At 53.3% G+C, this 24,431-nt stretch carries 25 protein-coding genes and 1 pseudogene; 17 read left to right on the top strand and 9 right to left on the bottom strand.

Annotated elements, in window-relative coordinates; genetic code table 11:
• Positions 1–509: 509 nt before the first annotated feature.
• Positions 510–1,540: pseudogene (locus HWX89_RS24515) on the bottom strand (IS110 family RNA-guided transposase).
• 445 nt (positions 1,541–1,985) lie between these two features.
• On the opposite strand from HWX89_RS24515, the gene repA reads away from it, so the two are divergent.
• The 7 genes from repA to HWX89_RS26315 all read left to right on the top strand — a co-directional run bounded on the left by repA (position 1,986) and on the right by HWX89_RS26315 (position 11,883).
• Entirely contained in the window at positions 1,986–3,179 is a 1,194-nt protein-coding gene (repA, locus tag HWX89_RS24520; protein ID WP_138793759.1) for a plasmid partitioning protein RepA, read from the top strand.
• Positions 3,180–3,182: 3 nt separating this feature from the next.
• Complete coding sequence (gene repB, locus HWX89_RS24525; RefSeq protein ID WP_138793760.1) at positions 3,183–4,226, top strand: plasmid partitioning protein RepB; 1,044 nt, start codon at positions 3,183–3,185, stop codon at positions 4,224–4,226.
• Positions 4,227–4,383: 157 nt separating this feature from the next.
• The gene (gene repC / locus HWX89_RS24530) at positions 4,384–5,598 is read left to right on the top strand and encodes a plasmid replication protein RepC (protein WP_178340921.1); all 1,215 of its coding nucleotides are present in this window, start codon (positions 4,384–4,386) and stop codon (positions 5,596–5,598) included.
• Positions 5,599–6,230: 632 nt separating this feature from the next.
• Positions 6,231–6,446 carry a hypothetical protein gene (locus tag HWX89_RS24535; protein WP_138793734.1) on the top strand — a complete coding sequence of 72 codons (216 nt, stop codon included), beginning with the start codon at positions 6,231–6,233 and terminating at the stop codon, positions 6,444–6,446.
• A 2,224-nt stretch (positions 6,447–8,670) separates the two neighbouring features.
• Positions 8,671–10,860, top strand: a complete 2,190-nt coding sequence (locus HWX89_RS24540; RefSeq protein ID WP_138793735.1) for a putative bifunctional diguanylate cyclase/phosphodiesterase — start codon at positions 8,671–8,673, stop codon at positions 10,858–10,860.
• Positions 10,861–11,408: 548 nt separating this feature from the next.
• Positions 11,409–11,795, top strand: coding sequence for a sigma factor (locus tag HWX89_RS24545; protein WP_246705276.1), 387 nt, complete (start codon positions 11,409–11,411; stop codon positions 11,793–11,795).
• The gene (locus HWX89_RS26315; protein ID WP_246705277.1) at positions 11,746–11,883 is read left to right on the top strand and encodes an RNA polymerase sigma factor; all 138 of its coding nucleotides are present in this window, start codon (positions 11,746–11,748) and stop codon (positions 11,881–11,883) included. Before HWX89_RS24545 ends, HWX89_RS26315 begins: the two co-directional genes overlap by 50 nt.
• A 79-nt stretch (positions 11,884–11,962) precedes the next feature.
• On the opposite strand, the gene HWX89_RS24550 is transcribed toward HWX89_RS26315, so the two are convergent.
• Positions 11,963–12,280, bottom strand: coding sequence for a response regulator (locus HWX89_RS24550; RefSeq protein WP_246705278.1), 318 nt, complete (start codon positions 12,278–12,280; stop codon positions 11,963–11,965).
• Between the two features lie 221 nt (positions 12,281–12,501).
• Here HWX89_RS24550 and HWX89_RS24555 point away from each other — a divergent pair, with 221 nt between their 5' ends.
• Positions 12,502–12,903, top strand: a complete 402-nt coding sequence (locus HWX89_RS24555) for a GFA family protein (protein WP_138793736.1) — start codon at positions 12,502–12,504, stop codon at positions 12,901–12,903.
• A gap of 116 nt (positions 12,904–13,019) precedes the next feature.
• Here the strand turns inward: HWX89_RS24555 and HWX89_RS24560 are convergent, their stop codons facing one another.
• Complete coding sequence (locus HWX89_RS24560; protein ID WP_138793737.1) at positions 13,020–13,898, bottom strand: alpha/beta fold hydrolase; 879 nt, start codon at positions 13,896–13,898, stop codon at positions 13,020–13,022.
• 471 nt (positions 13,899–14,369) lie between these two features.
• Between HWX89_RS24560 and HWX89_RS24565 the strand changes: the two genes are divergently transcribed.
• A complete protein-coding gene (locus HWX89_RS24565) occupies positions 14,370–14,789 on the top strand; it encodes a hypothetical protein (RefSeq protein WP_138793738.1) in 420 nt (139 codons plus the stop codon).
• Positions 14,790–14,980: 191 nt separating this feature from the next.
• Positions 14,981–15,361, top strand: a complete 381-nt coding sequence (locus HWX89_RS24570) for a hypothetical protein (RefSeq protein WP_178340922.1) — start codon at positions 14,981–14,983, stop codon at positions 15,359–15,361.
• Positions 15,362–15,854: 493 nt separating this feature from the next.
• Here the strand turns inward: HWX89_RS24570 and HWX89_RS24575 are convergent, their stop codons facing one another.
• Positions 15,855–16,217, bottom strand: a complete 363-nt coding sequence (locus HWX89_RS24575; protein ID WP_138793740.1) for a response regulator — start codon at positions 16,215–16,217, stop codon at positions 15,855–15,857.
• A gap of 170 nt (positions 16,218–16,387) precedes the next feature.
• Between HWX89_RS24575 and HWX89_RS24580 the strand changes: the two genes are divergently transcribed.
• The 3 genes from HWX89_RS24580 (at position 16,388) to HWX89_RS24590 (ending at position 17,409) form a co-directional block, all read left to right on the top strand.
• The gene (locus tag HWX89_RS24580; RefSeq protein ID WP_138793741.1) at positions 16,388–16,627 is read left to right on the top strand and encodes a DUF6894 family protein; all 240 of its coding nucleotides are present in this window, start codon (positions 16,388–16,390) and stop codon (positions 16,625–16,627) included.
• A gap of 105 nt (positions 16,628–16,732) precedes the next feature.
• Entirely contained in the window at positions 16,733–16,936 is a 204-nt protein-coding gene (locus HWX89_RS24585) for a hypothetical protein (RefSeq protein WP_138793742.1), read from the top strand.
• Between the two features lie 170 nt (positions 16,937–17,106).
• Positions 17,107–17,409 carry a DUF982 domain-containing protein gene (locus HWX89_RS24590; RefSeq protein ID WP_138793743.1) on the top strand — a complete coding sequence of 101 codons (303 nt, stop codon included), beginning with the start codon at positions 17,107–17,109 and terminating at the stop codon, positions 17,407–17,409.
• Positions 17,410–17,833: 424 nt separating this feature from the next.
• Here the strand turns inward: HWX89_RS24590 and ku (HWX89_RS24595) are convergent, their stop codons facing one another.
• Both ku (HWX89_RS24595) and ku (HWX89_RS24600) read right to left on the bottom strand, forming a co-directional pair.
• Positions 17,834–18,643 carry a non-homologous end joining protein Ku gene (gene ku / locus HWX89_RS24595; RefSeq protein WP_138793744.1) on the bottom strand — a complete coding sequence of 270 codons (810 nt, stop codon included), beginning with the start codon at positions 18,641–18,643 and terminating at the stop codon, positions 17,834–17,836.
• A gap of 11 nt (positions 18,644–18,654) precedes the next feature.
• A complete protein-coding gene (ku, locus tag HWX89_RS24600) occupies positions 18,655–19,563 on the bottom strand; it encodes a non-homologous end joining protein Ku (protein WP_138793745.1) in 909 nt (302 codons plus the stop codon).
• Between the two features lie 236 nt (positions 19,564–19,799).
• On the opposite strand from ku (HWX89_RS24600), the gene HWX89_RS24605 reads away from it, so the two are divergent.
• From HWX89_RS24605 to HWX89_RS24615, 3 genes are all read left to right on the top strand, one after another.
• Positions 19,800–19,982 (top strand): hypothetical protein, encoded by a 183-nt coding sequence (locus tag HWX89_RS24605; RefSeq protein WP_138793746.1) that lies wholly within the window; start codon positions 19,800–19,802, stop codon positions 19,980–19,982.
• A gap of 8 nt (positions 19,983–19,990) precedes the next feature.
• The gene (locus tag HWX89_RS24610) at positions 19,991–20,197 is read left to right on the top strand and encodes a hypothetical protein (protein ID WP_138793747.1); all 207 of its coding nucleotides are present in this window, start codon (positions 19,991–19,993) and stop codon (positions 20,195–20,197) included.
• Positions 20,198–20,281: 84 nt separating this feature from the next.
• Complete coding sequence (locus HWX89_RS24615) at positions 20,282–20,731, top strand: DUF892 family protein (protein ID WP_138793748.1); 450 nt, start codon at positions 20,282–20,284, stop codon at positions 20,729–20,731.
• Positions 20,732–21,366: 635 nt separating this feature from the next.
• Here the strand turns inward: HWX89_RS24615 and HWX89_RS26585 are convergent.
• The 3 genes from HWX89_RS26585 to HWX89_RS24630 form a co-directional block, all read right to left on the bottom strand.
• Positions 21,367–21,927 carry a helix-turn-helix domain-containing protein gene (locus tag HWX89_RS26585; RefSeq protein WP_138793749.1) on the bottom strand — a complete coding sequence of 187 codons (561 nt, stop codon included), beginning with the start codon at positions 21,925–21,927 and terminating at the stop codon, positions 21,367–21,369.
• A gap of 170 nt (positions 21,928–22,097) precedes the next feature.
• The gene (locus tag HWX89_RS24625; protein ID WP_138793750.1) at positions 22,098–22,505 is read right to left on the bottom strand and encodes a hypothetical protein; all 408 of its coding nucleotides are present in this window, start codon (positions 22,503–22,505) and stop codon (positions 22,098–22,100) included.
• Positions 22,505–23,212 (bottom strand): ParA family protein, encoded by a 708-nt coding sequence (locus HWX89_RS24630; protein ID WP_138793754.1) that lies wholly within the window; start codon positions 23,210–23,212, stop codon positions 22,505–22,507. Before HWX89_RS24630 ends, HWX89_RS24625 begins: the two co-directional genes overlap by 1 nt.
• 702 nt (positions 23,213–23,914) lie before the next feature.
• Between HWX89_RS24630 and HWX89_RS24635 the strand changes: the two genes are divergently transcribed.
• Positions 23,915–24,322, top strand: coding sequence for a plasmid mobilization protein (locus HWX89_RS24635; protein ID WP_246705281.1), 408 nt, complete (start codon positions 23,915–23,917; stop codon positions 24,320–24,322).
• The last annotated feature ends 109 nt before the right edge of the window (positions 24,323–24,431 follow it).

The following is a 24,431-nucleotide window of genomic DNA, read 5'->3' on the forward strand; positions in this document are numbered from 1 at the left end:
GCAGAGTTTTTCACGGTCTAGGGCCACCTCATTGCGGTAGGATGCGAGGCGATCACCGATTGCAGCATGCTCGTTCTTGCGGAACCGATCGGGACCCATCTTTCAGGACTGAGCGGGTTGACCGTCGCGGTTCATTGTTAGAAGAGGGAAGGGGATGCGTCATGAGATGCGGCGCAACCTATGGCCGGGTTTACGAGGAACCCGGCCGCCTTCGAGGGGCTCCCCTTAAGTCCCGCCCCTCGTATGTGGAACGGCCCGTTTAGCAAGACGCTGCTGCTGTTATTCTCCAAATCGGGTGGTGCGGTCGTATGTCCGGCCTATCAGTGCGGTCACACAACCGCTGGCCATGATGATTTCCGTAATGCTGATCGCCTAATCGATCTCCCGCGCTCTAACGCGCAACGAGGGGCATGGTCTGATCTGCATTGGAATTCGTCCCGTTGGTTCATCACTTTAGCTGCACCTTGCCACTCATTCCGGCGCTGTCGCCCCGGAAATTTATAAAGATGTCATGCGTCCAATACTATCGATCTCGGTTCGTAGTATCCGCCCTTGATCAATAAGGCCCAGATGATACGCGCTGTTTTGTTGGCCATCGCAACAGCGACGACTTTGAATGGCCTCCGCTTCATAGGACTGGCGACCCAGGGGTGCATGGTCGCCCCGTGCTTTGACATTTTGAGGATCGCCATCGCTCCCACCATGAAGAGACTTCGCAGTTGAGGATTGCCCCGCTTCGATATCGAACCTAGTTTCTGCTTTCCGCCGCTTGAGTTTGACCGTGGTGTCAGCCCCACCCATGCCGCAAAATCCCGGCCGGTTCGGAATCCAGCTGGATCCGGCACAAGCGCTCTCACCGCGGCAGCAGTAATTGGGCCGACGCCTGGGATGCTGATCAACCGCCGTGCGACGTCGTCCTTTCGGACAGATGATACGATCACCTTTTCAAGTCTCATAATCTTCTCGGTCAGTCGCTCGATCTGATCCGCTATCTCCGTCAATGCAATGCGGGCGATCGGTGGCAGCCGTTGATCGGTATCGTCGCGAACTATCTCGACGAGTTTGGCGCTCGCTCTAAACCCTGCGCCAGTTACGATGCCAAGCTCGGCGAGATGAGAGCGTAAAGCATTGACCGTCTGAGTACGTTGCCTGGTAAGGAGATCGCGGGCCTTTAGTCTCATGTTGACAGATTGCTCGTCTGCCGACTTCACTGGGACAAACCGCATCGTTGGCCGTGTAACGGCCTCGCAAATGGCTTCAGCGTCCGCTGCATCCGTTTTGTTCCTCTTCACGTAAGCCTTGACGTAAGAAGCGGGCATGATGCGGACTTGGTGGCCAAATTTGCTGATCTCGCGCGTCCAGTAGTGCGCGCTAGCGCAGGCCTCCATTCCGACAAGGCATGGAGGGATTCGTTCAAAGAAGTCTAGAAGTTGAGATCGGCGAATTGCTCGGCCGACCACAACTTTCCGGCGGCATCGACAGCGTGGACCTGAAAGACCGATTTTGCCAAATCGAGACCAATCGTAGCAATCGCATCCATGGAACTGCTCCTTGTGTGAACTCTTGCGAGAGTATGCGCCAAACTCAGTTGCCTGAGGAGGGCCGTTCTACACCATCAACCTCCCCACCCGCCCAACAATCTAACCTCTTCGTGCTTTGGCGTGTTTTGCGAGCAGCTCGTTGCGCCCGCTATGGTATTAGAGCCGGGCTCAGTGCGGGGTAAGGCAAGACTTCTCGTGCGTTGCGTCGCTGTGTTTGCTGCCACGTGTTTTTCAGCCGACAGTTGCTGATCTGATTTTCTGACTGATGTCGGTTGTCCGCGGACAACTTTGCGGCTGGAATACTTTGGGACATCAGTTGTCCGCGGACAACTCTGAGTCAAAGCCCATATAGTTACCCATTTGTAAATTGTTTACGAATCGGAGATTATCGTAGCTGCGCAATTCAAGTTTGATTTGTCAAAACTGCGCTGCTGAGGGAATTCAATGCTGCAAGTCGTATCTTCACACTCCGTTGCAGAGCATCTGCCGACGACGCTTGCTGCGGATGCAGCCGAGCTTCAACGGCAATTGCAGCTCCATCAGGCTCGCGTATTCCCCCCGACCGCTCAGAAATCAATCCGTCAGTTCACTCCCAGTGAAGCTGCAGGCCTGATTGGAATCGGTGAAACATATCTCCGACAGATTGCCGCTGAAATCAACGTTCCGGAGCCATTGGCCAACGGCCGCAGAATGTACAGCCCTATCGATATGGATCAGATCAGGGCTGCGCTTGACGTTAAAAATGGCTCGCCGAAATATGTCCCGAACAGACGCGGAAACGAAAAGCTTCAAGTCATCGCCGCAATGAACTTCAAAGGTGGCTCCGCTAAGACGACCACCTCTGCGCATCTTGCTCAGTATCTTGCGCTGCGCGGATACCGAACGCTTGCGATTGATCTTGATCCTCAAGCCTCACTCAGCGCTATGTTTGGACATCAGCCGGAGTTGGACGTAGGGGAGGGGGAGACACTTCACGGCGCCATCCGCTACGAAGATCCTCAGCCAATCTCCTCGATCGTGAGATCGACGTATACGCCGAACCTCCACATTATTCCTGGCAATCTTGAACTCATGGAGTTTGAGCACGAAACGCCTCGCTATATGGCGGGGGGTAATGCGGCGACGATGTTCTTTGCGAGAATTGGTGAGACACTCTCAGAAATCGAGAGCTTGTACGATGTCGTCATTATCGACTGCCCACCGCAGCTCGGCTTTCTAACGATGTCTGCTCTTTGCGCGGCGACTTCGGTTCTCATAACGGTCCATCCTCAGATGTTGGATGTCATGTCGATGTCGCAGTTTCTCTCGATGACCAGCGAACTGATGAGCGTTGTTGAGAATGCCGGCGGACGCACGAGTTACGACTGGATGCGCTACCTGCTCACACGTTACGAGCCTAACGACGGTCCTCAGGCTCAAATGTCGGGATTTATGAGAGCAATTTTTGGAAACAGAATGCTTCAGAATCCTATGTTGAAATCAACCGCGATTTCAGATGCCGGCGTGACTAAGCAAACCCTCTATGAAGTCGATAGGAGCCAGTTCACGCGTGGCACCTATGACCGCGCAATGGAATCGTTGGGAGCCGTGAACGGCGAAATCGAAGACTTGATGCGAGCCGTCTGGGGAAGGAAATAATAGATGGCACGAAAAAATCTGATCGGCGTGTCCGACGAATCTGGAGCTGTCGTCTCTTCGCCATCGCCGAATACCTCTGGTCGCCCTATTGCAGGCTTTGTTCCACCGCCGCGCCCTACCGGACCGATCGGCGGCATTACAAAATCGCTCAGCAATATCACGTCGACTATGGAACGTGCGCAAGGGATTGAGAAACAGCTCGCTGAAGGTCAAACAATCATTGAGCTCGATCCTGCCCTGATCGACTCCTCGTTTGTGAGTGATCGTCTGGCCCTTGATGAGACCAAGCTTGCTGAGCTCGCCGAACAAATTCGTGAAAATGGGCAGCAGGTTCCAATTCTCATTCGCCCTCATCCCGAGGCGAAAGGCCGCTTCCAAGTCGCCTACGGACACCGACGCTTGGCGGCAGTGCGCCGGCTTCAGGTAAAGGTGAGAGCAGTTGTCCGCGACCTCACAGACGACCAGCTTGTCGTAAGCCAAGGGCAAGAGAACAACTCACGCACCAATCTTTCGTACATCGAGCGAGCGCTCTTTGCTGCAAAGCTGGAAGACAGGTCTTTTACCCGTGAAATCATAATGTCCGCTTTGGGGGTCGACAAGGCCGCCCTCTCAAAGATGTTGAGTGTTGTGAAGCAGGTTCCAATAACGCTTATTGAGGCAATCGGTGCTGCACCGGAGGTTGGCCGGCGTCGCTGGATGGAGCTCGCCGATAAGCTGGACGCTTCAAAAGTATCTACGATCCTGGAGATCCTGAAATCAGAGGAAGCCCTGGCGGCTACGAGCGAAGACCGTTTTCAACTGGCGTTTGTCGAAGCCTTCAAAAAGCCCGGTAAAACAGCCGCAAATGTGTCGGCGCAGGTGAACAGCTTTGCTTGGTCGCCCGCTTCGGACAACGCGGTAAGAGTTCAGTTCAGTCAGACAGCGAAGAAGGGCGTTCTTTCGGTGGAAGCCAAGGACGGCCCCAAGTTCGCAGAATACATTTCATCTCAGCTGGAGAGCCTTTATGCGGCTTTCAGGAGATCAGAAAAGGAAAAAGCAGGAGACTAAACCAGCAAAAGAAAAAGGCCCCCAAACGTTTCCGTCGTGGAAGCCTTCCTCAATTCTGTAGCAAGAACGAGAATCGCATTTTCACGAATCCCAGTCAAGAGTCTTTGGCACCGTTTTGGTGAGCGGATTTCTTTTGCCCGATGAAAGGTGAAAGAAAATGCAGATTGGAAGTGTGACGACGCCATTCGGGCGGCGGCCGGCGAAGCTTGCGCTTGTAAAACGGCAGCTCGAAACCAATGAACTGCCGCAGGGCAGGACCGCAGATAAGTGGAAAGTGTTTCGAGACGCGTGTGAAGCACGCGAGGCACTCGGCGTGCAGGATCGCGCTTTGTCTGTGCTCAATGCTCTCCTGACCTTTTACCCGGAGACGGATCTGACGTCTGAAACATCTCTTGTGGTGTTTCCGTCGAATGCTCAGTTGTCAGTCCGCTCGCACGGCATTTCCGGCAGGACACTGCGGCGTAGCCTGGCTTCGTTGGTTGATGCGGGTCTTATCGAGAGACACGACAGCCCGAACGGCAAGCGTTATGCGCACCGTGATAGGGCAGGGGAGATTGAGGAAGCATTCGGCTTCAGCCTTGCTCCAATGCTCGCTCGCGCCCAGGAACTCGCTCATCTCGCGCAGAAGGTTGCTGAAGAAGCCAGGCTGATGAAGCGTGCCAAGGAAGCGCTGACGATCTGCCGGCGTGACGTTCGTAAGCTCATTTCGGCCGCCATCGAGGAGGGCGCTGAGGGTGACTGGATGGCTGTCGAGGCGATGTATATTGGTCTGGTTGGTCGTCTGACGCGCAATCCTGACAGGCTTCTCGTCGAATCCATCCTCGAAGACATGCGGATGTTGCGCGAAGAGGTCGTCAACTTGCTGGAAGTTCAGCTAAAATCTGAAAATATGACCGCCAATGATGGTCAGAATGACCGCCATATACAGAATTCAAATACCGAATCCACCAATGAACTTGAACCAGGCTCCGAAAAGGAGCAGGGGGCAAAACCTGAGTACCAGAACGAATCGAAGCGAGAAACGCTGAAGGCTTTCCCACTTGGAGTCGTGTTGAAGGCGTGCCCACAGATCGTCGATTATGGTCCCGGCGGGCTTATTGGGAGCTGGCGCGACCTGATGACCGCGGCTGTTGTCGTCCGATCAATGCTTGGCGTCAGCCCATCTGCATATCAGGACGCTTGCGAGAATATGGGGGCGGAAAATGCAGCGGTCGCGATCGCATGTATCCTCGAAAGGGCTGGGCACATTAATTCGGCGGGGGGATACCTTAGAGATTTGACGAGAAGGGCGGAGAGAGGAGAGTTTTCGCTTGGACCAATGGTTATGGCGCTGCTGCGAACAAATGGTGAAGCCGGCAGAAGATCAGCATAGATGGATACGCACCCACCTGGCCGCGCCTTTATAGCCGGGATTTGTGATGCTGGATTTCATAGGCGTTGGACCCTCATCATGATGGCTGAAACGAAACTCAGCGAACGAGCAGCCAAATTCTTCGCTACACCACCCGCCGAAGGTTGGAACCTACAACTTCTGCACGCCGCAGAAGCATGACGGACCAGAAGACGAAATCAGGCGATGGCGTCTTGGACCAGCATTGATGCGAGCATTCGGCTGCAAGCAGTGGGGAGGCTTTGGCTTCTCAAAGAGCAAAGCGGAGAAATCCACCTGGCTCTGCTGGCAGCACTACTCGCACAAGTGAGCACGCCGACTATGGCGACCGAACGATACAAACCCAGTCTCCGATGGAAGCAAACGCAGATCGACGCGCGAGATCCGCCAACCGACTACGACTGGACCGGCTATGACGGCGCCGACGCCATCGGTTGCACCGGGAAGGAAATGCACGGCCCAACAATGGGAAGATGGCATTGGGCGGGCTGGTTTCCAAATATCTTTCGGGGTAAGCCTCCGGCACCAAACGCCGGTTACGCTCCTACGTGCCGTGAGGCGATGCAGAAGTGTGAAGAGTATTGGCACAGGGCAGTGATGGAGACACGATCGCGATGACATCTCAACTGACACGACAGAAGCAGGCCGAAGGCCAGTTGGCCGTTGCGCTCCGCAACTTCAATGACGCGATCCGCGACGTCCATAAGAGTGGACTAGATGTGGACATCAGCGTTTTGACGATGTCGACGCAACGCGGCCCGATGGTTCAAGTGGATCTGAGGACTTTCCCTCTGGATGGCGCTCCGCCCGTGCTCCGGGTTGCGGAATAGACGCATTCTCGGTTGCGCTCGGTTGCTTGACTCCAAGCGCCGCATTTTTGTTGAATGCAGGCGTTTCAGGGGACGAGCGCAGTATTTAGCTCAACGCATCATAATCTTTCGATATTGACCGATTTTTTATCAAGCACGCCGCCTCGGGAAACCGAGCGGCTTTTGACTTTTCTGCGATCAGCCCACTTCCCCTTATTTCCTGCAGGCAACATCAAGGCCGCACTGACGTTGTTCGAATAGATGGCCGGACCCGCCGTTTAATCTTGTGCCGCTAAACGAGCGGCTTCCGCATCGGAAAACCTGACCGCCTGCTATCCGGGGCCATTAGTAGCAGGCGCTGTCTGGCAACCTACTATCCCGCATGAACAAAAGGCAACGATGGCGAGCCGATAGATCTGTGAACGTCGCATTACTCTTCTCCACTTTGGTAATCCGTTCGAGGGCTTCTTTCGCCGCCTCGACCTGCATCTCTGCCCGCCCCTCGCTACGGCCTTCGCTCTTGCCGAGATGGAATGATCCGAGAGCGAGAAGCGCTGCGCCGGCGAGAGCACCAGCGCAGATTTTTAGCCAGCCGGGAATGACAGCCTATTACCGCGGGCCTCGATTGCAATCCCCTGGGTGCTGCAAGGAAGCCGCGATGGCTGGGCTTTTGAGCTCGCAATTTCCCGCGAACCACATTCTTGACGGCTTAGAAACGCACTTCGGGTTTCCTCCGACGATGGAAGTACATCGTTGGTAAATTCCTTGTTGAAGGAGTCCGCGGGTGAATATCGTAATCCACAATGCCGAAACCCGCGAACAATCGAACGCCCTCTGCCCCCCGAAGAAATCGCGGAGCTGGCCGAAACGGGCGGGGGACACTACCTGATCCTCCCGCCTTCTGCTTGAATGAAAGAGGCCCGCACAGCTGCGGGGCTTTGTGCACGGGCCTCAGTGCCGTGCATACTCCAACACAGCGGCCTCCTAACTTCTCGTCGGTTATTTGGTTTCGAAAAAAAAGAGACCCGGTCGTGCTACCGCTCCGGGCCTCTCGTTTGGGGTGCGTGTGACGAAGCAGGCCCCGTTGCCTTGGCTTTTGGAGAATCCAAGACAGTCATCTAATTCACTGGCCGTAAAATTGTTCCATCAAAGAGAGCCGGATGCCCCTCGTAAGCGCCAGGCCCCCGAGCCGCGCGATAAGGACCAACTCAGCGCCGCATTCCGAAATGAACCCGACACCCCTTTCGGGATGCCGGGTCCGGTGCGCATGCCCGATGTCCACGAATCCATGCACCGCTACATGATCGTCCAAGCTGCCTAAGTTTGGCAATTCCCAAAAATAATCTAATTGCAGGAGAAGCCTCATGACGGCTGTTACTGCCGCGCAAGTGCGTGCGGCATTATGCCGTACCTGCAACTTGATGACAGTCGAAGCTATCTAACTTCCTCCAAAAAAACTTCCCCAGTGGTATGCAAGCAGTGACCAGCCGGGGGCATCATATACATGGCATGAGATCCTATCCCTTGCAAAGATGGTCCCTTCAAATAGCCCGTTCTGCACCCGAATGCGCACAACAACCCTCTGGAAACATTCGGTGATCGTTGGAACCATCGACCGGCTAGACTGTTGTAAAGAGGCCGCGGCTTATTGTCCCCAACCCCCGATCCGCGGCATAAGAAGCGATGTAACTTACGCGGCCTCGAACAGGGCCGCGACTTTTTTCCCGTATGGTTAGACACAGACGGATTGTTTCCGGTCGTAGTCGGGAACTAAAAACAAACCATCCAGTTTGCAGAATGTCGAGCCTTTTCCGGCGTTTCGGCTCGGCTACCTTTGGTGGGGGAGGCGCGGCTTGAGTACGCCGCGCCTCACTAAACTCCACTGCTTTAACCAGCCGCCAAGTATCCGATTGCTGTCCAGATATAGCGTCCCACCCGCTTAAAAACGTTCTTTCCGCCTCACACTGCAGTCGAATGTGTACGGGTGCGCGAAAAAAATATCTTGTTTGCTCATTTCTACAATCAGATTGAGAACCACAAAAAAAGTCGGCGCGTCCGAAAGGACATCGTCGTGAAAACCGTTCCTTTGGTCAGAATCGTTATTCTGAACGCAGCGATAAAGGCCACCTGTATCCGTACGCTAGCGTACCCAAGGCCGTTAACCGGCTTCTAACCAAGTTGTTTTCTGTCGTCTTAACCGTAGCTGTTTTAGGTTTTTATCAGATTTATTGGTTGGCGTGCGCGAATGACAATACAGCTTCGATCTGAATGGGCTCTACGATGGGTACTCCCGGCTTTCGTCTCTGTGATGCTGGTCGCTTTGATTGCCTTCACCCTCAGCTGGGCTGCTTCCAGAAGCGACGAGCTTGCGGTGTCACGACAACGCGATCTCGTTATTCTCACTGTCGCGAAACTGAAGGCCGGGATTGCCCATGACCAAGAGAGCGCCACAGTGTGGGACGACGCCGTCAAGAACACCAGGTGGCGAAATATAAATTGGATCGACGCAAATCTTGGCTCCTGGATGCACAGCTATTTCAGTCATGACGTGGCCATCGTTCTGGCGCCTGACCTCGTGCCAGCGTACCAGTTCCCAGCTGACTCGAGCGAGTTTTTCAAGCCAGAAGATCTCCAAAACTCCTATCTCGCCCTTGCAAGGAGACTTCAAGAGCGCCTAACCGCCGGTGATACCAGCGGTATCAGCGATAAGACACTTTCAATAGGGGAGGCGGACGTAACCTACGTTGGCGTGCGGCCTGCAATCGTTAGTGTCAAGCCAATCATTTCCGATACGGGCAGTATTGAGCAGGTACCGGGCCAGGAGATGCTCCATGTCGCCGTGAGATTTCTTGATGGTGATCTGCCGTCTATGATTGGTAAGGAATACGCTTTTTCAGGGCTTGAATTTACTGCTACCCGCCCAAAAGACCAAAGTGTCGCCATAGTCCCATTGGCAGCACGGAACGGCGAAATATATGGCTACTTCCGGTGGGAACCATTTACGCCCGGACAGCGTGTCCTGGAAGCGACCCTCCCTTCCTTGCTGATTTCATTTGTTGCGCTGTTTGCGGGAAGCAGTCTCGCTGGAGGCGCGATTTGGCGTAGGTCTCAACGCCTTGCTTCAAGTCGTGCAGCGCTCCGTCATCAGGCAACCCACGACTTGCTTACAGGCCTGCTAAACCGTGTTCAGTTTGGTGCAGAACTTCATTGTCGCATGCTTGAGGCGGCTCACGACGAAAGTCACAGCGTTGTCTTCGTGGACCTCGACCACTTTAAGCGCGTCAACGACGAATATGGACATTCTGTAGGTGATGAACTTATGGTTCTTGCTGCAACAAGGCTGAGTGACTTCTTGCCGGAGTCTGTGATCGCGAGAGGGGAAGGCGACGAGTTTACGGTTTTTCTACAGGGCCTCGATGCTGAGCGTTGCGAAGAATTGGCAAGCCAGCTCGTAGATCTCTTTAAAATGCCCTTTTTTATCGGAACAGTTCGCGTTGCCATTGGAGCAAGCGTCGGCGTCGCTTTTGCAGCTGGGTCTTGCGATCCAGTAGAGCTCACTCGACAGGCTAACATTGCACTTTATCACGCCAAAACCGCCGGCCGAGATACCTATGCGGTCTTCGGCAAGCACATGGACGAACTGCTGCGCAAGCGCAGAGCGCTCGAGGCTGATCTTCGATCCGCTGTAGAAAAACGTATTGAGTTAGAGACTTTCTATCAGCCAGTTTTTTCAAAGGACGGTGGTCTTAGCTCGTTTGAGGCTCTTGTTCGGTGGAAACACTCCACCAGCGGATACATTCCGCCCGATCAGTTCATTCCCGTTGCTGAGGAAATCGGTCTCATCCCTGACATCGGCGCTTTCGTCCTTGAAGACGCGTGCAAAATGTTGGTGGAATTGCCGCACATCACGGTCGCAGTAAACGCCTCTTCGGTTGAACTCGGGTCACCCGATTACGCGCTACGGGTGCTCGCCACTCTTAACAAATGGCGTGTCAGACCTGAAAGGCTCGAGATAGAACTGACGGAGACAGCCTCTACAAATAAAACAAGCGAAATCCGAGAAACGATTTCGAATCTGAAGGCAGTCGGCGTTCGATTTGCAATTGACGACTTTGGAACCGGCTACTCCTCGATTTCTAGGATACAAAAGTTTGATGTAGACCGGGTAAAGATCGACAGGTCGTTCGTCGAGGAAATGCATAAATCCGACAGTCGAGCGCTTGTCGTGGCGATGATCGATATGGCGCACGCAAAGGGGCTGAGGGTCACCGCTGAAGGTGTCGAGACAGAAGAACAACGAGCAGCTCTCGGACGTCTTGGATGTGATGAACTCCAAGGATTTCTCCTGTCGCGCCCTCTGCCTCATGAAGCCGCCTTAATCTTCGCTTCCAGATTTGATACCGGCAAGGTGGATCGAAACCTGATCTACGCATGAGAGCGGTCGAAATAGGCGTACGGCGATAGGTTTTTGCTTTCTCTGGCCCTGTCCAGACAAGCTGACCACGTACAAACGTAAACGGCGTGCAAGCTGGTCTGTCTTCGCCTAACAACTAAATCTGTCGTCCCGCTAGCACGCTCTCCATTACGTCCATGCCGAGCATGTTCGGCGTTGTTTCGTCGGAGAGTCACAAATGCGATGAATGAGCTCGATGTGGTCTTTTGCCTCTTTAGGGAAGCCACCAAAAGGTGCGGCGATACATATCAAGTAGGTCCGTCGAGGGCGGTTGTTCAACGCTGGCCTGTTGCTAAAGGGGGCCACGCACATTTTGAATGAATTGACTGGTAGCCTTAAAAAGACATCAGGTTCAAAACTGGCGACGCAGGACAAGATAGCGGTTAGTGCATGCCCTCGTCGCGAGCGCCCCCATTGGCTCAGTACCCCTCGACTGTGTAACGTCCCGGTCCGTGAAGGACTGCCTCACGGAGTTTTATCATTTACGAAAGTGGACTCGCAATGGAACGGTTCGGCGCCGGGCCCATTTCATGTATATTGGGAACGAGCGAACTGCGGTTGAGAACGATTTCGTGTCTTATATCCCGGCTCTGCAGAGTTTTGCATGGCGATTTCATACCTCGCAGACGGATGTGGATGATCTTGTTCAGGAAACGATAACAAAAGCGCTTGCAAACTTAGATAAATACCGGCCTGGCACGCAGTTGAAATCGTGGCTCTTCACGATTATGCGAAATACGTTTTGCACGAAATTCGGATTATCGAAGCGTGAGCAATTGGGAGTTGTAGATGACAGCGCCAGTCGATCAGGCGTACCGCCATTCCCAAGAATGGGTCGTTCGCGGTCACGAGCTCGAGCGAGCGGTTTTGCGTCTTCCTCAGCCGTACCGAACAGCATTCAACCTAATTTTTATTGAAGGCGTCAGCTACGACGCAGCAGCTGAACGATTTGGATGCCCAATCGGTACAATTAAAGCCGAGTTAGTCGAGCCCGTGAGATTTTAACCGGAGAGCTTAACTAACGGATAAAGTACTTGTAGATGTACGAACTCGTGCAGGCTTTGGAACCGCGTGAGGTTCAGAGTCAATGTTCCCTTCGTACGGGTTCGAAAAGCGCAAAAGCAATCTTGTCGAGGTCTATCGGCTTTCCCGAGAGAATGAATCCGCTGAAACTCTCCAATACAATGGCTGGATTGTAGGCGGTGGCGAATACATACGGAATTTCGTCATTTTCGAGTTGTTCGGCAATGCGGAACACAAGTTCCTCGAGGAGGTGAACGTCAAGGATTGCCGCGTCAACACTTTTCAATTTTAGCAGTTCAATAGCATCCGCGGCGCGAGTGACCGTGCCGACGATTAGAGCACCAAGACGCTCGAGCGCTTTACGTGTCTCATCTGCCAAAACAATATGAATCCTCGACCACCAGAATACGTTTCCCCTAAGCAGAGCGAGATAGTTGGCGGTCAACTAAACCGACGCTTAGATATGAGTGCCTGTACGATACCGTACGAGTAACCTCAATCAACCGAAGATGCTCCTTTTTTCCCAAGCCCGACCGGAACTCAACGATCAGATCCGACATTCCTATTAATCGCGTCACCAACTTTTGGGAGGAGAACACAATGGTTTTGCGTTGGACAGGTTCATGTCTTTGCGGCCGCTGTCGCTATGAGTTTGACAACGATCCCGCGCGCGCGGGCTATTGCCATTGCAGTATGTGCCGGAGGGCCACCGGGGGACCGTTCGCTGTCCTCGTGCAACTGTCACTTTCAGACTTCAGATGGACCGGTATGGGCCCGTCGGCTTATCGATCGTCTCCAATAGCTACCCGCGGGTTCTGCCCAAGCTGTGGAACTCCGCTTTATCTTCAATACGACGATGATCCTTTTATCCGTATTACGCTCGGTTCGCTCGACCAGCCAGAAAAAATCCATCCCAATAGTCATTACGGAATCGAGGGGCGCTTGGACTGGGTCGACTGTGGAGCCGGATTGCCTGAAGAAGAAACAAAGGAGAGGTTTTGAAAAACCTGCCCGTGCTCTCGGGTTTGGAAAGGCCTTTGTCCACGGTCGCGCCTGGGGCGGTCCTGGGTGTGGAAGCGTGCTTGGCGACCAGTTGGGATCAAAGCGACAAGCAGCGGTCAGCGTATAAATGTTCCAGTTTTCATGAAATATGTCGTCAACTCGCGCGCCAATTCGACGGGGGCTTCTTCAGCCATGTGATGGCCGCAGTGAATACCTTTGCCGTATACGGGATAGGCTGACCAGGGCTTCCACACCTCTAGTACATCCTCGTAAAGTTCAGCGAAATCGTCATCCATCGACCAGAGGACGTGGAGAGGGCATTGAAGCTTTCGTCCCGCATTGCGGTCCTCCAGATCGTGGAATTGGTCGACGTGAATTCCGGCGCGATAGTCGCCAAGCATTCCTTGAACAATTGCAGGATCCAGGATCGCGGAACAGAAATCGGCGAAGTTTTCCTTGCCCATCGCGGCTTCGGTACCACCATACCATCGCAAGGGATCCGCCAATATCGCTTGTTCGGGTTTCCCGTGTTGTGCAAAGAAAAACCAGTGCCACCAGCGTGTAGCAAATTGTGCATCACATCGCTCCAGCGCATCGAGGATCGGTACGCCATCCAAGATCGCAAGCTTTGTAACCCGGTGAGGATGGTCCATCGCTGTGCGAAACGCGGTATAGCTTCCCCTGTCATGACCCGCCAGATAGAACGTGTCGAAGCCGAGATGATCCATCAGCGCAATGCAGTCGCGTGCCTTGGCACGTTTTGAAAAGGCGTCGTAGTCGTGGGGGTCTGCAGGGTGAGCAGATTTCCCGAAACCCCTCAGGTCGGGACACACGACGGTAAAGTACTGTGCCATTAAAGGCGCAACTTTGTACCACGTGGTATGTGTGCGCGGATGACCGTGCAACAAGAGTACTGGCGGTCCCGAACCGCCGTGGCGAACCCGCAACGTCGTTTCCGGTAGCTTTATTGTTTTAAGAGCAAACGAACCAAAAATAGGAACACTCCTCGCTCTAGCTTGCAGTCAGGCCCCTGAATTCAATGTTTCTCTCACAATTTCATGAGAACTTTTAGGGCGCGCGTTAGCCGAGCAACAAGTTGATCTCGCCAAGATTTGTCCTACCCTTCGTGAAGCTCGCGCTCCTCACGGAAACGACGTTTGTATCCTAAAAGCACAGCAGCGATTCGCATCGAGAACGTCTGTCTTCCCGCTTGTTTCAAGAAGCCAGGGGAGTTCCTATGCATCGACCGCGCGTCCTCAGGTCCGAGATCGTCGCGATTCTCTTTTCAGGGTCATTTTCGAAGCGATCTGCCGAAAATGCAAGGGTGTCTTCTATGATCGCTCGCGTAGTTGCACTTGCATCTTTGAAGACAGTGCGGCCATCTCAAGCCAAATGGTTTGACTTCACTCCCGAATGAGAACATAAGTAGAACATATATTGCAGTTTCGAGAGACTGGAGGCGCAAAATGCATGTTCATTCGCACATCTTGGAAGGTCATGCGGTCTACCCACGCCGTCCCCTGGAAGACGGAGATTTCGGCGCCGCCGACCAAGTCTCCCATCACAAACTCGACCAGCGTTTACTAGGAGAGGTTGACCGGGAATCTGATTTGACGGCCTTCACGGGTTATACCGCATACGAGGTTTCCGTCGACGACGATGCCGTCGTGAACGGTGCGATGATCGAGTTTCTGTACAGCAAACGCAAGCAGTTGGCTGCGGTACTCTACGACCATCCGAACATATCTGACGCGTTTATTGAATGGGTGGTTTGCTCGAGCCCTGATGATGCGATCGCGCAGTGGCGGGAGAGAGTACGTGTCCCTCAGCTAATAAGAGCGCCAGCTGATCCGATAGAAATAGTCAGCGGCACGCCGCAACTATGAGCGACCAGAAGACGAAGTCGGGCGACGGCGTTCACGAAGAGCACTGGTGTGAAGAAGCTGGGTGTAACCTCTGGGGTGGCTTTGGGTTCAGTCGCAACAAAGCCGAAAAGCCAGTATGGCATTGCTGGGAACATTACCCTCATAAATCCATGTCGTCCCAGCATGGTCATATCAAGAATTGACGCTACCCAATGTTCGACGATTTGGAAAAAGACATACGCATCTGTCTCTCCACGCAGCCAACTCCATTACGCAACCGATACGCCGGGAAATCGCCAGGAACGCGCGGCCGGACTGGTTTGGCGACAAAGTTGCTTGCGGAAGCTATTACCGTAAGTATCGGCCGAACATACCGCTTTTATGAGGGTGAGCGACGAGTTGACGTGTTCGATGTAGCCATTTTCTTGGAGGACGTGTTGAGTGCAGTTCCCGAGGAGAGGCGAGAGCGGTACGCGGACAAGCTGTCGATTAATTCAGACGCCGCCAAGATCGAGATCGCGGAGAGTGTCGTGAAGGCTCTCGAAGAGAAATGGGTGTATTGTTACCGCCCGGCTAACGCGCCCCATCATTGACTTCATGTGCCGGGGTTTGGAACTGCTTGGGCGGCACACATCACACGGTGTGTTATCCGAAGCCGGTTTTGGGCCAATGTACGGTTTCGGACAATCTTGGTCCATTGGCATTCATTTCTTCGTTCGATGGAGAAATGTGGTAAACTAACTTATTGGCATCAACCGAATTCGTAGGCGATGCCGACTGAGGGTTACTATGTGCTCCCGCCTGCCTAGCTAGGGATGCACACATGTGTAAACCCAACTATACAGAAGCATGCCCACTCCGAACTCTTCTGCTGCCTTGGGCGAAGCGTTTCACCAGTTCCGAGGAACTTCAGATCAAACTCGTTGAGGAAACGATATCTGAAACTTTGAGGGCGTTTCCCACATCGAACGATGAGATCGCGATTGATGCTCAATTGATCACCACAATGCGCCGTGTCGCTTTGGTGGAACTTGGCCTCTCGAATATTGCTCCAAGCCGCAAGCTCTGTGCACAATCGAAATGATATCAGTGTACTGTTCGAGCTCGCGGTGGAGAAAATAGCGCAAGGCCAATCTTCGCCAGCTCAACAACGTCATCGATCAGGATGTAGGGGCCGACGGTAGATCGATGCCCTGTAACAAATAAAAATGGAACGCACAGTTCATCCAGAATTTTCGATAGCTCGACAAGTGCGAACTCGTCTACTTCGATATCGATGATTACGCCGTCAACCATCTGAGATATCAGTCTTTCGAGCGCGTCCACTAGGGTTGAAACAGGTCCAACGATTGTGGCTCCCGCTCCGAGCAAAAGATCATGGCAGGTCGGTGTCAGTATCACCTGTTTTTCAAAGATCAATATATGCTTTGATTTGAAGCTTCGTAACACCTCGCCGTTTCCTCCTCGAGTTTGCGCGCCTAACAGGTGTCTCTCTCGATTGTTCCGAAAAGACCTTGAGCCCGATACGGCTACAGCTGCGAGAGCCCAATAGTGGGAAGTGAGGAACTATGCATGTGACAGTGGAGTTTCCTTAGACTTCTAATTCAGGACTCAATCGAATGCCTCGGTACTTCTTTCACGTGCGTGACTCTGATGGCCTATCAGAGGACAACGAAGGCGCAATGCTTCCAGACGACGAACAGGCACGGCTCGAAGCTCTCAAGGCGGCGAGAGAGATGCTTGCCGAAAAAATCATTCGAGACGAGGTGCTGGACGGCACTCAGTTTGAGGTGGTGCGCTACGATGGCTCACTAATCGCAAAAATCTCTCTCAGGTCGGTGATGCGATTGAGTGAGTGACGTGATGACGTCAGAGATTGGAACGATTTGAATGCGTGCAGGTTCGAAAACGAACGCCTGCATTCGCACATCGTACAAGCGGCGCGTTCAGTGGAGGGTCGCCATATGACTTTGGGATCGGGAATATTTGCCTTGATCGGCATGGTTGGGCTGGTAAGCCTTATCGCCGCCGGTCTGGTGAGCGCTGTCGGTAGCCATCATCTGTTCGAACAGCCAACAGGCGCGAGTGCCTTACTATCAAAGTCGCTCTTTTCACTCGGGGCCGTGCTGGAGGGTGTAATGATCGTTGGTATCTTTGCCAGCGTCTAATAGATAGTTTCGGTAGCGGCGCACCTGCGGGCGCTGGTCGTCGCCGGCGATCACTTTGTACGGTAACGGACCAAATCCGAAAAGTTTCGCTCTACATCTTGATCCCCCGCATACGACTACCAATCTTGTTTTCGTTTCTGAATCTGGTTGTTTTAGATTGGAGGTTAGAAATGAACAGCCAAGATGTTTTGTTTCGAGTACCCGTTCGTGTCCGCCTTCAATGCGGACTGGAGCGAACTTTCTTGAGCGTCTACGACGCACTGGATTTATTAGAACACGAGTGGCCGCTTCGGCATGGAGGCCGCTACAAGCGCGCGGTTGAAACTTGTCGAGGGGCTCTTTCCTGGCTTGTGCCATCCGAGGTCGCGAGAGAAGCTTTTATAGCTGCTTGCTTGGAGGCCGGAATGCCCTTGGTGCAGGTAGGGCCGGTTTCGAAGCACTCAACTGCACCTAAGCTGCTGCAAGTGAGTTAGCAGTTGCCCCACGTAGGCGGGGCTTTACTCACTATTGATTTCGTCCGTATGGGACGGCGCGTTCGAATTGGACGCGCCGTGTTGAAACTTGGCTAAACCTACTTTTATGGGAACACGCCGTGGAAAGGGCATTCGTTATCACCCTTATTGTTTTGAACGTGGTTGTTATCGGGATCGTTTCCGCCATCGCTTTTGGGTTGGTCGATCCATTTCGCTACTTTCTCTCATCTTAGCCAGTTAAATTCAGTGCTTTGTGCTCTGAAGTGGTTTGTCGCCGTCGAAGTTGCCGTTGCTCGCCGCATCGTAGCTATTGAGGCTCCGGCCTCCACCACGCGTCCCGAACGCTGTCATTTCGACCATGATGGCTCTCGCATGCTGCATTGCTTCGGTTTCGTTTCTGGCTTGTCCCCCGGCGAGATGCATATCACCCAGCCTTCCTCTTCTTTAGGTCAGCCTCGACTGACTTCCTCAAAGCATCCATGATGTTGACCACATTCGATGCGGGTGCCGACACCGAGCTCTTCCCCTTTGCCGCCCTCTTGGGCATCGCCTTCTTCTTCTCTTCGATGAGCTTGAGAAGACTTTCCTGGATCGGGTCACTCACCATGTCCGGGGACCACTTGGCCGTCTTCTTTTTGATAAGTTGCTGTACAAGCGGTACGAGTTCCGGATCGGCATCATCTGCGATGTCATCGAAGTAGCTCTGTTCCGGTCGCACCTCGTCTCCGTACCTGAGTGACCACAGGACAATCCCGTTGTCACGCGGTTCGAGAACGACGGCACGTTCTCGCCGACCGATCACCAGCTTCGAAATCCCCACGACGTTGTCCGCTTTCATCGCGTCGCGAATAACTGCGAATGCCTCCTCTCCCACAGTGTCACTTGGGATGAGGTAGTGCGGCTTTTCGAGATAAATCCATTCGATGGAGTCCGCTGGAGCAAACTTCTCTATGTCGATGGTTTTGACGGTGTCGAGAGCAACAGCGTCCAACTCGTCATCGGTGAGGATGACGTAATCGTTCTCACCTCTCGCATATCCCTTGGCTTCGTTCTGGTCTTTGACTGGCTTACCTGTCACTGAGTCAATGTATTGGCTCACCACGCGATTTCCGGTGTCCTTGTTCAAGGTATGAAAGCGGACCTTCTCGCTCTCGCTCGTCGCGGGTTTCATCGCGACAGGGCAGGTGACCAGTGAAAGCTTGAGGTAGCCTTTCCAATAGTATTGCGGTGCCATGGCTGTTCTCCCTAGCTCGCCTTACGTTGGCCTGCGGCCTTCGATGCGCCTGCCTTGGAGGGCGACGCTCTCGATGCCTTTTCTCGACCCACGCCCTTGTTCGCGTTCGCGGCCGTTCTTTTCGGCTTCGATGCGGCGGATTTCATCATGCCAGCACTTTCCCGAAAAGCGGCAAGTAGATCGTTTGGCTTGGAAACCTCGATCTTCTTCGCCTTTGGCAAAGGTTTGCCTTCAAGCTTGGCCTTCACAAGCTCACTCAGCGCTGCCTCATACCTGTCCTCAAAGATGGCTGGATCGAAGTCGCCTTTCTTCGTCGAGATGATGTGCCTGGCAAGCTCCAGCATCTCACCTTCAACCTTGATCTTGGGCATTTCCTCGAACGCGGTTTTAGAGGAGCGAACCTCGTAGTCGAAGTTAAGGGTCGTCGCGATAAGCCCTTTGCCATGTGGGCGAATGAGGACTGTCCGCATCCGACGAAAGAGGACCGTACGGGCGATCGCCGCGACATTGGATTTCTTCATCCCGTCGCGAAGCGCCAGAAAGGCATCTTCGCCCATCTTGTCAGGTGTGAGGTAGTACGGCTTGTCGAAGTAGACGTCATCGACGTCCGTGCGCGGGATAAACGCTTCTATCTCAAGCGTTTTGTTGCTTTCTGGGATTGCTGCAGCGATCTCATCTGGATCGATGATGATGTAGCGCCCATTATCGATCTCAAAGCCTTTCGTCTGGCTTTCCTTCGGGACCATCTCTTCAGTTTCGATATCGATGAAGATGCGATTGACCCGGTTACCGGTCGCCTTGTTGATCGTATTGAAGGTAATCCGTTCAGAGGTGCTGGCCGCCGTGTAAAGCGCCACTCCGAAGCTGACTTCTCCAAACTTCAGGAAACCTTTCCATTGTGCTCTATGACTACTCGCCATGACGCTTACTCCGAATCACTTTGATGCGGCTCAAAGCCCCATCGAAGTGATTCGTTCCGACTCGAAATGAATCAATTTTCAATGGGTTAGCTCGATTGGCTGATAAACTGATTCTGGTTTGACCAGGTGGGTCGCGGTCGTGCGGGAGCTCCAGCGAGCCGATTGACGTCGACAGATTTTGCATCCTTTTGGAATCATGAGCGTTCTTGCTCCTCAAGCAGAATGAGGAGACTGTTATGTCAAAGCGCGAACTTATCGATACAGGGACCGACAAACGCTATGTCCGTCGTGACGACAAAGGTCAGTTTAAGGAAAGCGTTGATGTGGGCCGTTCGCTTTCTGCAGACAAGCGCCAGAAAGCTAAACACGAGGCGAAGCCGGGTGAGGGCGACAAAGGTGACCATCGTCCCAAGCATTGAGGTGGGATATGACCGATAAGCTGTCTGATGAAATAAGGCTCAAGCTGGATGAGCTGATCGACCACTTTGTCGTCCGGGGCCTCCAGCCTCCCGACGTGATGGCAAAAATGCAGACTGAGCTCATAAACATCCGTTCGGCCTTCGAATACGATCCCGACCCCGCGGATGATCCAGAGGAAATCGATGAACCTTCGAACGACTGGCCGGCGGCATAGCCAAAGCTAAGAGGTCCGCCTTTCACAGCAACGGAACATCAGCGCCGCACAGCGGTTAGAGGGGCGTCAAAAAAGGAGACTTTCATGGTTACGATGGTAGGCAGCGAATCCGATATCATAGACGTCGTGAAGAACCTTCTTTATATGGAGCATGACGCAATAGCGGCGTACGACTCTTGCATCGACCGGCTCGATAGCCGGGAACTCGCTGATCAAGTCTCCTCGTTCAAACAGGAACACCTACAGCATGTTAAAATGCTGACCGAGATGGCGCAGGAACTCGGTGTCGACGCTCCGACCGAGGGCGACATGAAGCAATATTTGACGACTGGAAAAATTGCATTGGCCGATCTGATTGGTGATGGCGCAATTCTGAAAGCCATGCAAACAAATGAGAAAGACACTGTCAGCGCGTATGAGCGCGCGGCGCGACACGAGGGCGCAACGCCAGCCTCAAAGGCTTTTTTCCTCACGGCCCACCAGGATGAAGAGAAGCACAGGGCATGGATGGAAGCGACTGCAAAGACGCTTTAATTCAACAGTCGGTGAAGTCACGAACTTAAATAGCAAGTGAGGGGAAGGCGTTGTCAGTGCTAGACCACCGTGATCGTCAGCAACGAATGCGTAGGCGCTAATGCCTGAGAGTTTATATGTGCTCCCGCCTACGATGCTAGAGTAAAAGGTGATGACAAAACTAGGATCAGGAGCTGGAAATCAGCTAGAGAACATTGTCGCGCGTTACGCCCTTCGTTATTTCCTCAGCGGGGCTGAGCGCGATGCTTTGATTGATGAAACCCTTGCGGTCATAGATGGCAACGTGAACATCGCATCGAATGAACCTATAGAGAAGACAGTAGCTCGAGTGATGGAGCACGTGTATCATGGATCATTCAAACCTTCCCGAGATTAAGTTGATTACTGGGGCTCCTACCTCGCTGTTGTGATGAACTCGCAATTTGTCCTGGGTTGGGCAAAATTTCCATAATGCGCCAACGCCTCGCCGCTGGAAAACTCGTGCGGTCTCGAGGTGTTATGCATCTCCGCTCAATCGCCGCGTTTGGGGTCCAGGTGTCGAACACAGGGTTCTATGGTCACACCAGAGAGGCGCGGCATAGTACGCCTCGCTTTGATCCGACTTTTTGACATCATCGACGGTCGCGCGTCGCCGTTTAGCTATATTTCATCCCTTTGGCTACACTCTCGAGATGCTTCACCATGCCGAGCAAGTTTGACGCCGTTTCGTCAGGAAGCTCACAAATGCGATGGATGAGCTCAATGCGGTCTTTTGCTCCCTCAGGGGTGTCACCGAAGAGGTGCGGGGCGACATACCCCAGTAGGTCCGTGGGTTTTAGGCCCAAGAGTTCGGTCAGGACGATTAAACGAGATACATCGAGAGACGACATCGAGCGCTCGTATCGTCCCCAAACCTGGCCTGTAATGCCGAGCAGTACAGCGAAATCGTATTGCGAGATGTCACGCTTATCCCGGACTGTTCGCAGGAACTCGCCAATACGTTTTTCGATCTCCGGCAAAGCAAGAACGCCCTCGTAGCCTGGACGGCGATAGATGGTCGTTGCACGGCTGCTTTCGGGAGGCGTCTCGCCTTTTTTTACTTGCTTGAGCGGCTTCGCTTCGAAGGTCGGCACCAGGCCATATTTCTTCGCATAAGCGCGAACTGCTTCTGGCGGCTGGTTTTCGTCTTGCTCGGTGGAGACGTCGTCGCTTTCCACGCGGTTTCCCTCTCGCAGTCTTTTTGACTAGATAAAATTGATCAAATGCTAGGACTTCAAGCAGAGTTGATTTGCGAGGTCTATAGGTTTCGCAAGCCGCCGTCGATTCCCCGGAGACAATAATATCTAAAAAAGATGTGAAGCAAGACTAGGGTCCGCAGGGGTGAATTTTAGTAGCCTTCTTTTTTCAGGAAGGCGTTGATTGCCGCGCGAGCGATAACCGTTTGCTTTACTTTGGTTTCAAAAGAAGCTCTCTCCAGGCGTTCCTTTAGAGGCTCGTCTAGAGAGACGTTGAACAGCGTTTGGCTTGACTGTTTTCGATGGCCGCGGAGCGCGATAATACCCTCTCCCACAAATCTCTTTCGCTGGGACGAGCTCGTAGGCGAACTAGCCGCATCATCGGCCAGAACAAAATTGTCGGCGCCCTCTTCAGGATGACTGTTTGTGTGCGTCGATGCGGGAACAACATCCGCCGAGGTTAGAGTCTCGCTTTCTAATACTGGCTCACCAATCTGCTGATTGCGAGATTTGCCAAGAGGGAGCTTAACATCGCCGAATTCCAATTTGCGGCTGACCATTACGCTGCCTCCAGCGTCCGAACCGCCAAATGCCGTTCGATCTCGGCCATCAGCCTCATGACCTCAATGCGTGCTTTCTTCACGGGATCGGTCAGTTGCTGCATCTGCACCGTGCCGTAGCCGTTTTCGATCTCTCGATAGATGTTCCGTTCCACCAACTCCGCGTCCAGGAGCCTTGAACGATATCCATGCTTGTTGATCTCTTCGACATACTGGCGAATGAACCGGTATTCATTGGATCTTTGATTAATAGCAGTTACCCGTGTCCGGATGATAAAATGTTTGACCGCTTTGCTGTGGCTCTCGTTATAGGCGTCCACAATCTCAATCGCCTTGCTCATCGCATCGATCTCGCGTTTTGCTGCTTGGACCGGTGTCAACACGACGTCCACATAGTCGAGAATGTTCTTGAGGATAACTGAATCCCGGCCGGCAGTGTCGATTATGATCGCGCCATAATCCGCCTTGCGAAGCATGAGGTCATCAAGCGCTTTGGTCTGCAGCGCGGACACGAAATCTATGTTCTCCGGCTGCTGACCCTTTTCTCCACATTGCATCCACCAGGCCTGGACGTTTTGGCTCGGGTCAGAATCTACGAGCAATACTCTGCTGTCATCGTTGAGCGCGTATTCACCGGCAATCAGCTTGGCGATCGTGGACTTTCCAGCGCCGCCCTTTGAACTCATCGTACCGAAAATGATCGTCATACTCGTTCCTCTTGATCGGCGTGACGGGAAGGCGACCACGATTGTCTCCACCCGAGGTCCAGCCAACGCCACACTTGCAATAAACCAAACAATTTTTCAACTACAAAACAAACCTATTATAAATCAAATATTGTTGCCCTCACCGATGCTTCGCGACGTTAACTCAGGACTGCAGTCACATTGACGGACGAAGGTTGGAGCGATGGCCCACTCACACCCTCACCAAAAGTTTCGATGTGTCGTGTCTTTGATGTTGCGTTGAAACGAGGAAACTCACCGGCGTTCGGTCGGGTAAATGTTGAGAAGAACTGAAGAAGAAACGCACTTCACTTTATATAAAGTAATCAACGTAAATAGCGCAATGGTTTCAGTTGTATAAGGGTTACGATAAATGGAGGTGTGAACCCCGGAGCCGCGCAGGAATTTTCCGCTATGGGCGCACGCAGGCCGCAAGGGCAAAGAGCGAAGCGTCTCTTGCGGGCGAGTACGACCGTTAGCAGAAAGGCCGAAAAGCGGTCCTGGGTGTGAACCTTGGTGGGCTCCCTTACCGGAGGTGTGGGTCGCCTATAAGTCCGCACGTCGCCCAAAGGAAAATTTATCGAATTACAAATCATAATAGGTTGGCAGGATACGTAATTTTGTTGTACAAAATTACAGCATCGAGGGACAGGCCCACGATGGATTGTGATTGATTGACTGTCGATGGCCGAAGCAGTGCGGAAAGCAGGACGAAAGAGGGATGCGACCGGTATGAGTAGGCACCTGACCGTCCGCCTGAGCGATGCGGAGTATCTCGCGGTCCAAGACGCGGCGTTGGCGGCGGGTATGACGGCTTCGGCGTTCTTTCGTTCATTGACGTTGGAAGGGGCCGGCGTCCGTCCAGTCTTCAATGACGAGGATAGGACGATCCTATCTATTCTCCATGAGGACATGCGGAAGATCGGCGTGAACCTCAACCAGGTGGCACGATCGCTGAACGCGGGGAGGGTCGTTGACGCTGGAGAGGTCAAAATTGCCCTCCGGAATGTCGAACGGATTGCTGATGCGACGCGCCATGAGCTGCGCCACGCATCGATTCGTGCGGGAAATTCACGTCGAGGTGCGGTGTGAACGACAAGCTTTCTAGTCTTATCAGAGTCGATTTTGGGCATCGGCTGACTGCATACGGTCTTGATCCTTCGTCGGCGGCAGGCGCGAAAAAGGTTCTGGAGGAGGAGTT

Origin of the sequence: Rhizobium sp. RM (genome assembly GCF_013390595.1) — a bacterium.
GTDB lineage: Bacteria > Pseudomonadota > Alphaproteobacteria > Rhizobiales > Rhizobiaceae > Agrobacterium.

Coding starts and splice junctions, on each gene's coding strand:
- ku (WP_138793745.1), bottom strand. CDS start 19,563: ATGGCGAGTAGTCATAGAGCACAATGGAAAGGTTTCCTGAAGTTTGGA.
- ku (WP_138793744.1), bottom strand. CDS start 18,643: ATGGCACCGCAATACTATTGGAAAGGCTACCTCAAGCTTTCACTGGTC.
- HWX89_RS24585 (WP_138793742.1), top strand. CDS start 16,733: ATGACTTTGGGATCGGGAATATTTGCCTTGATCGGCATGGTTGGGCTG.
- HWX89_RS24580 (WP_138793741.1), top strand. CDS start 16,388: ATGCCTCGGTACTTCTTTCACGTGCGTGACTCTGATGGCCTATCAGAG.
- repC (WP_178340921.1), top strand. CDS start 4,384: ATGCAGATTGGAAGTGTGACGACGCCATTCGGGCGGCGGCCGGCGAAG.
- HWX89_RS24545 (WP_246705276.1), top strand. CDS start 11,409: ATGTATATTGGGAACGAGCGAACTGCGGTTGAGAACGATTTCGTGTCT.
- repB (WP_138793760.1), top strand. CDS start 3,183: ATGGCACGAAAAAATCTGATCGGCGTGTCCGACGAATCTGGAGCTGTC.
- HWX89_RS24555 (WP_138793736.1), top strand. CDS start 12,502: ATGGTTTTGCGTTGGACAGGTTCATGTCTTTGCGGCCGCTGTCGCTAT.
- HWX89_RS24570 (WP_178340922.1), top strand. CDS start 14,981: ATGTTCGACGATTTGGAAAAAGACATACGCATCTGTCTCTCCACGCAG.
- HWX89_RS24535 (WP_138793734.1), top strand. CDS start 6,231: ATGACATCTCAACTGACACGACAGAAGCAGGCCGAAGGCCAGTTGGCC.
- HWX89_RS24625 (WP_138793750.1), bottom strand. CDS start 22,505: ATGGTCAGCCGCAAATTGGAATTCGGCGATGTTAAGCTCCCTCTTGGC.
- HWX89_RS24610 (WP_138793747.1), top strand. CDS start 19,991: ATGACCGATAAGCTGTCTGATGAAATAAGGCTCAAGCTGGATGAGCTG.
- HWX89_RS24615 (WP_138793748.1), top strand. CDS start 20,282: ATGGTTACGATGGTAGGCAGCGAATCCGATATCATAGACGTCGTGAAG.
- HWX89_RS24635 (WP_246705281.1), top strand. CDS start 23,915: ATGGCCGAAGCAGTGCGGAAAGCAGGACGAAAGAGGGATGCGACCGGT.
- HWX89_RS24565 (WP_138793738.1), top strand. CDS start 14,370: ATGCATGTTCATTCGCACATCTTGGAAGGTCATGCGGTCTACCCACGC.
- HWX89_RS24630 (WP_138793754.1), bottom strand. CDS start 23,212: ATGACGATCATTTTCGGTACGATGAGTTCAAAGGGCGGCGCTGGAAAG.
- HWX89_RS24590 (WP_138793743.1), top strand. CDS start 17,107: ATGAACAGCCAAGATGTTTTGTTTCGAGTACCCGTTCGTGTCCGCCTT.
- HWX89_RS24605 (WP_138793746.1), top strand. CDS start 19,800: ATGTCAAAGCGCGAACTTATCGATACAGGGACCGACAAACGCTATGTC.
- HWX89_RS24540 (WP_138793735.1), top strand. CDS start 8,671: ATGACAATACAGCTTCGATCTGAATGGGCTCTACGATGGGTACTCCCG.
- repA (WP_138793759.1), top strand. CDS start 1,986: ATGCTGCAAGTCGTATCTTCACACTCCGTTGCAGAGCATCTGCCGACG.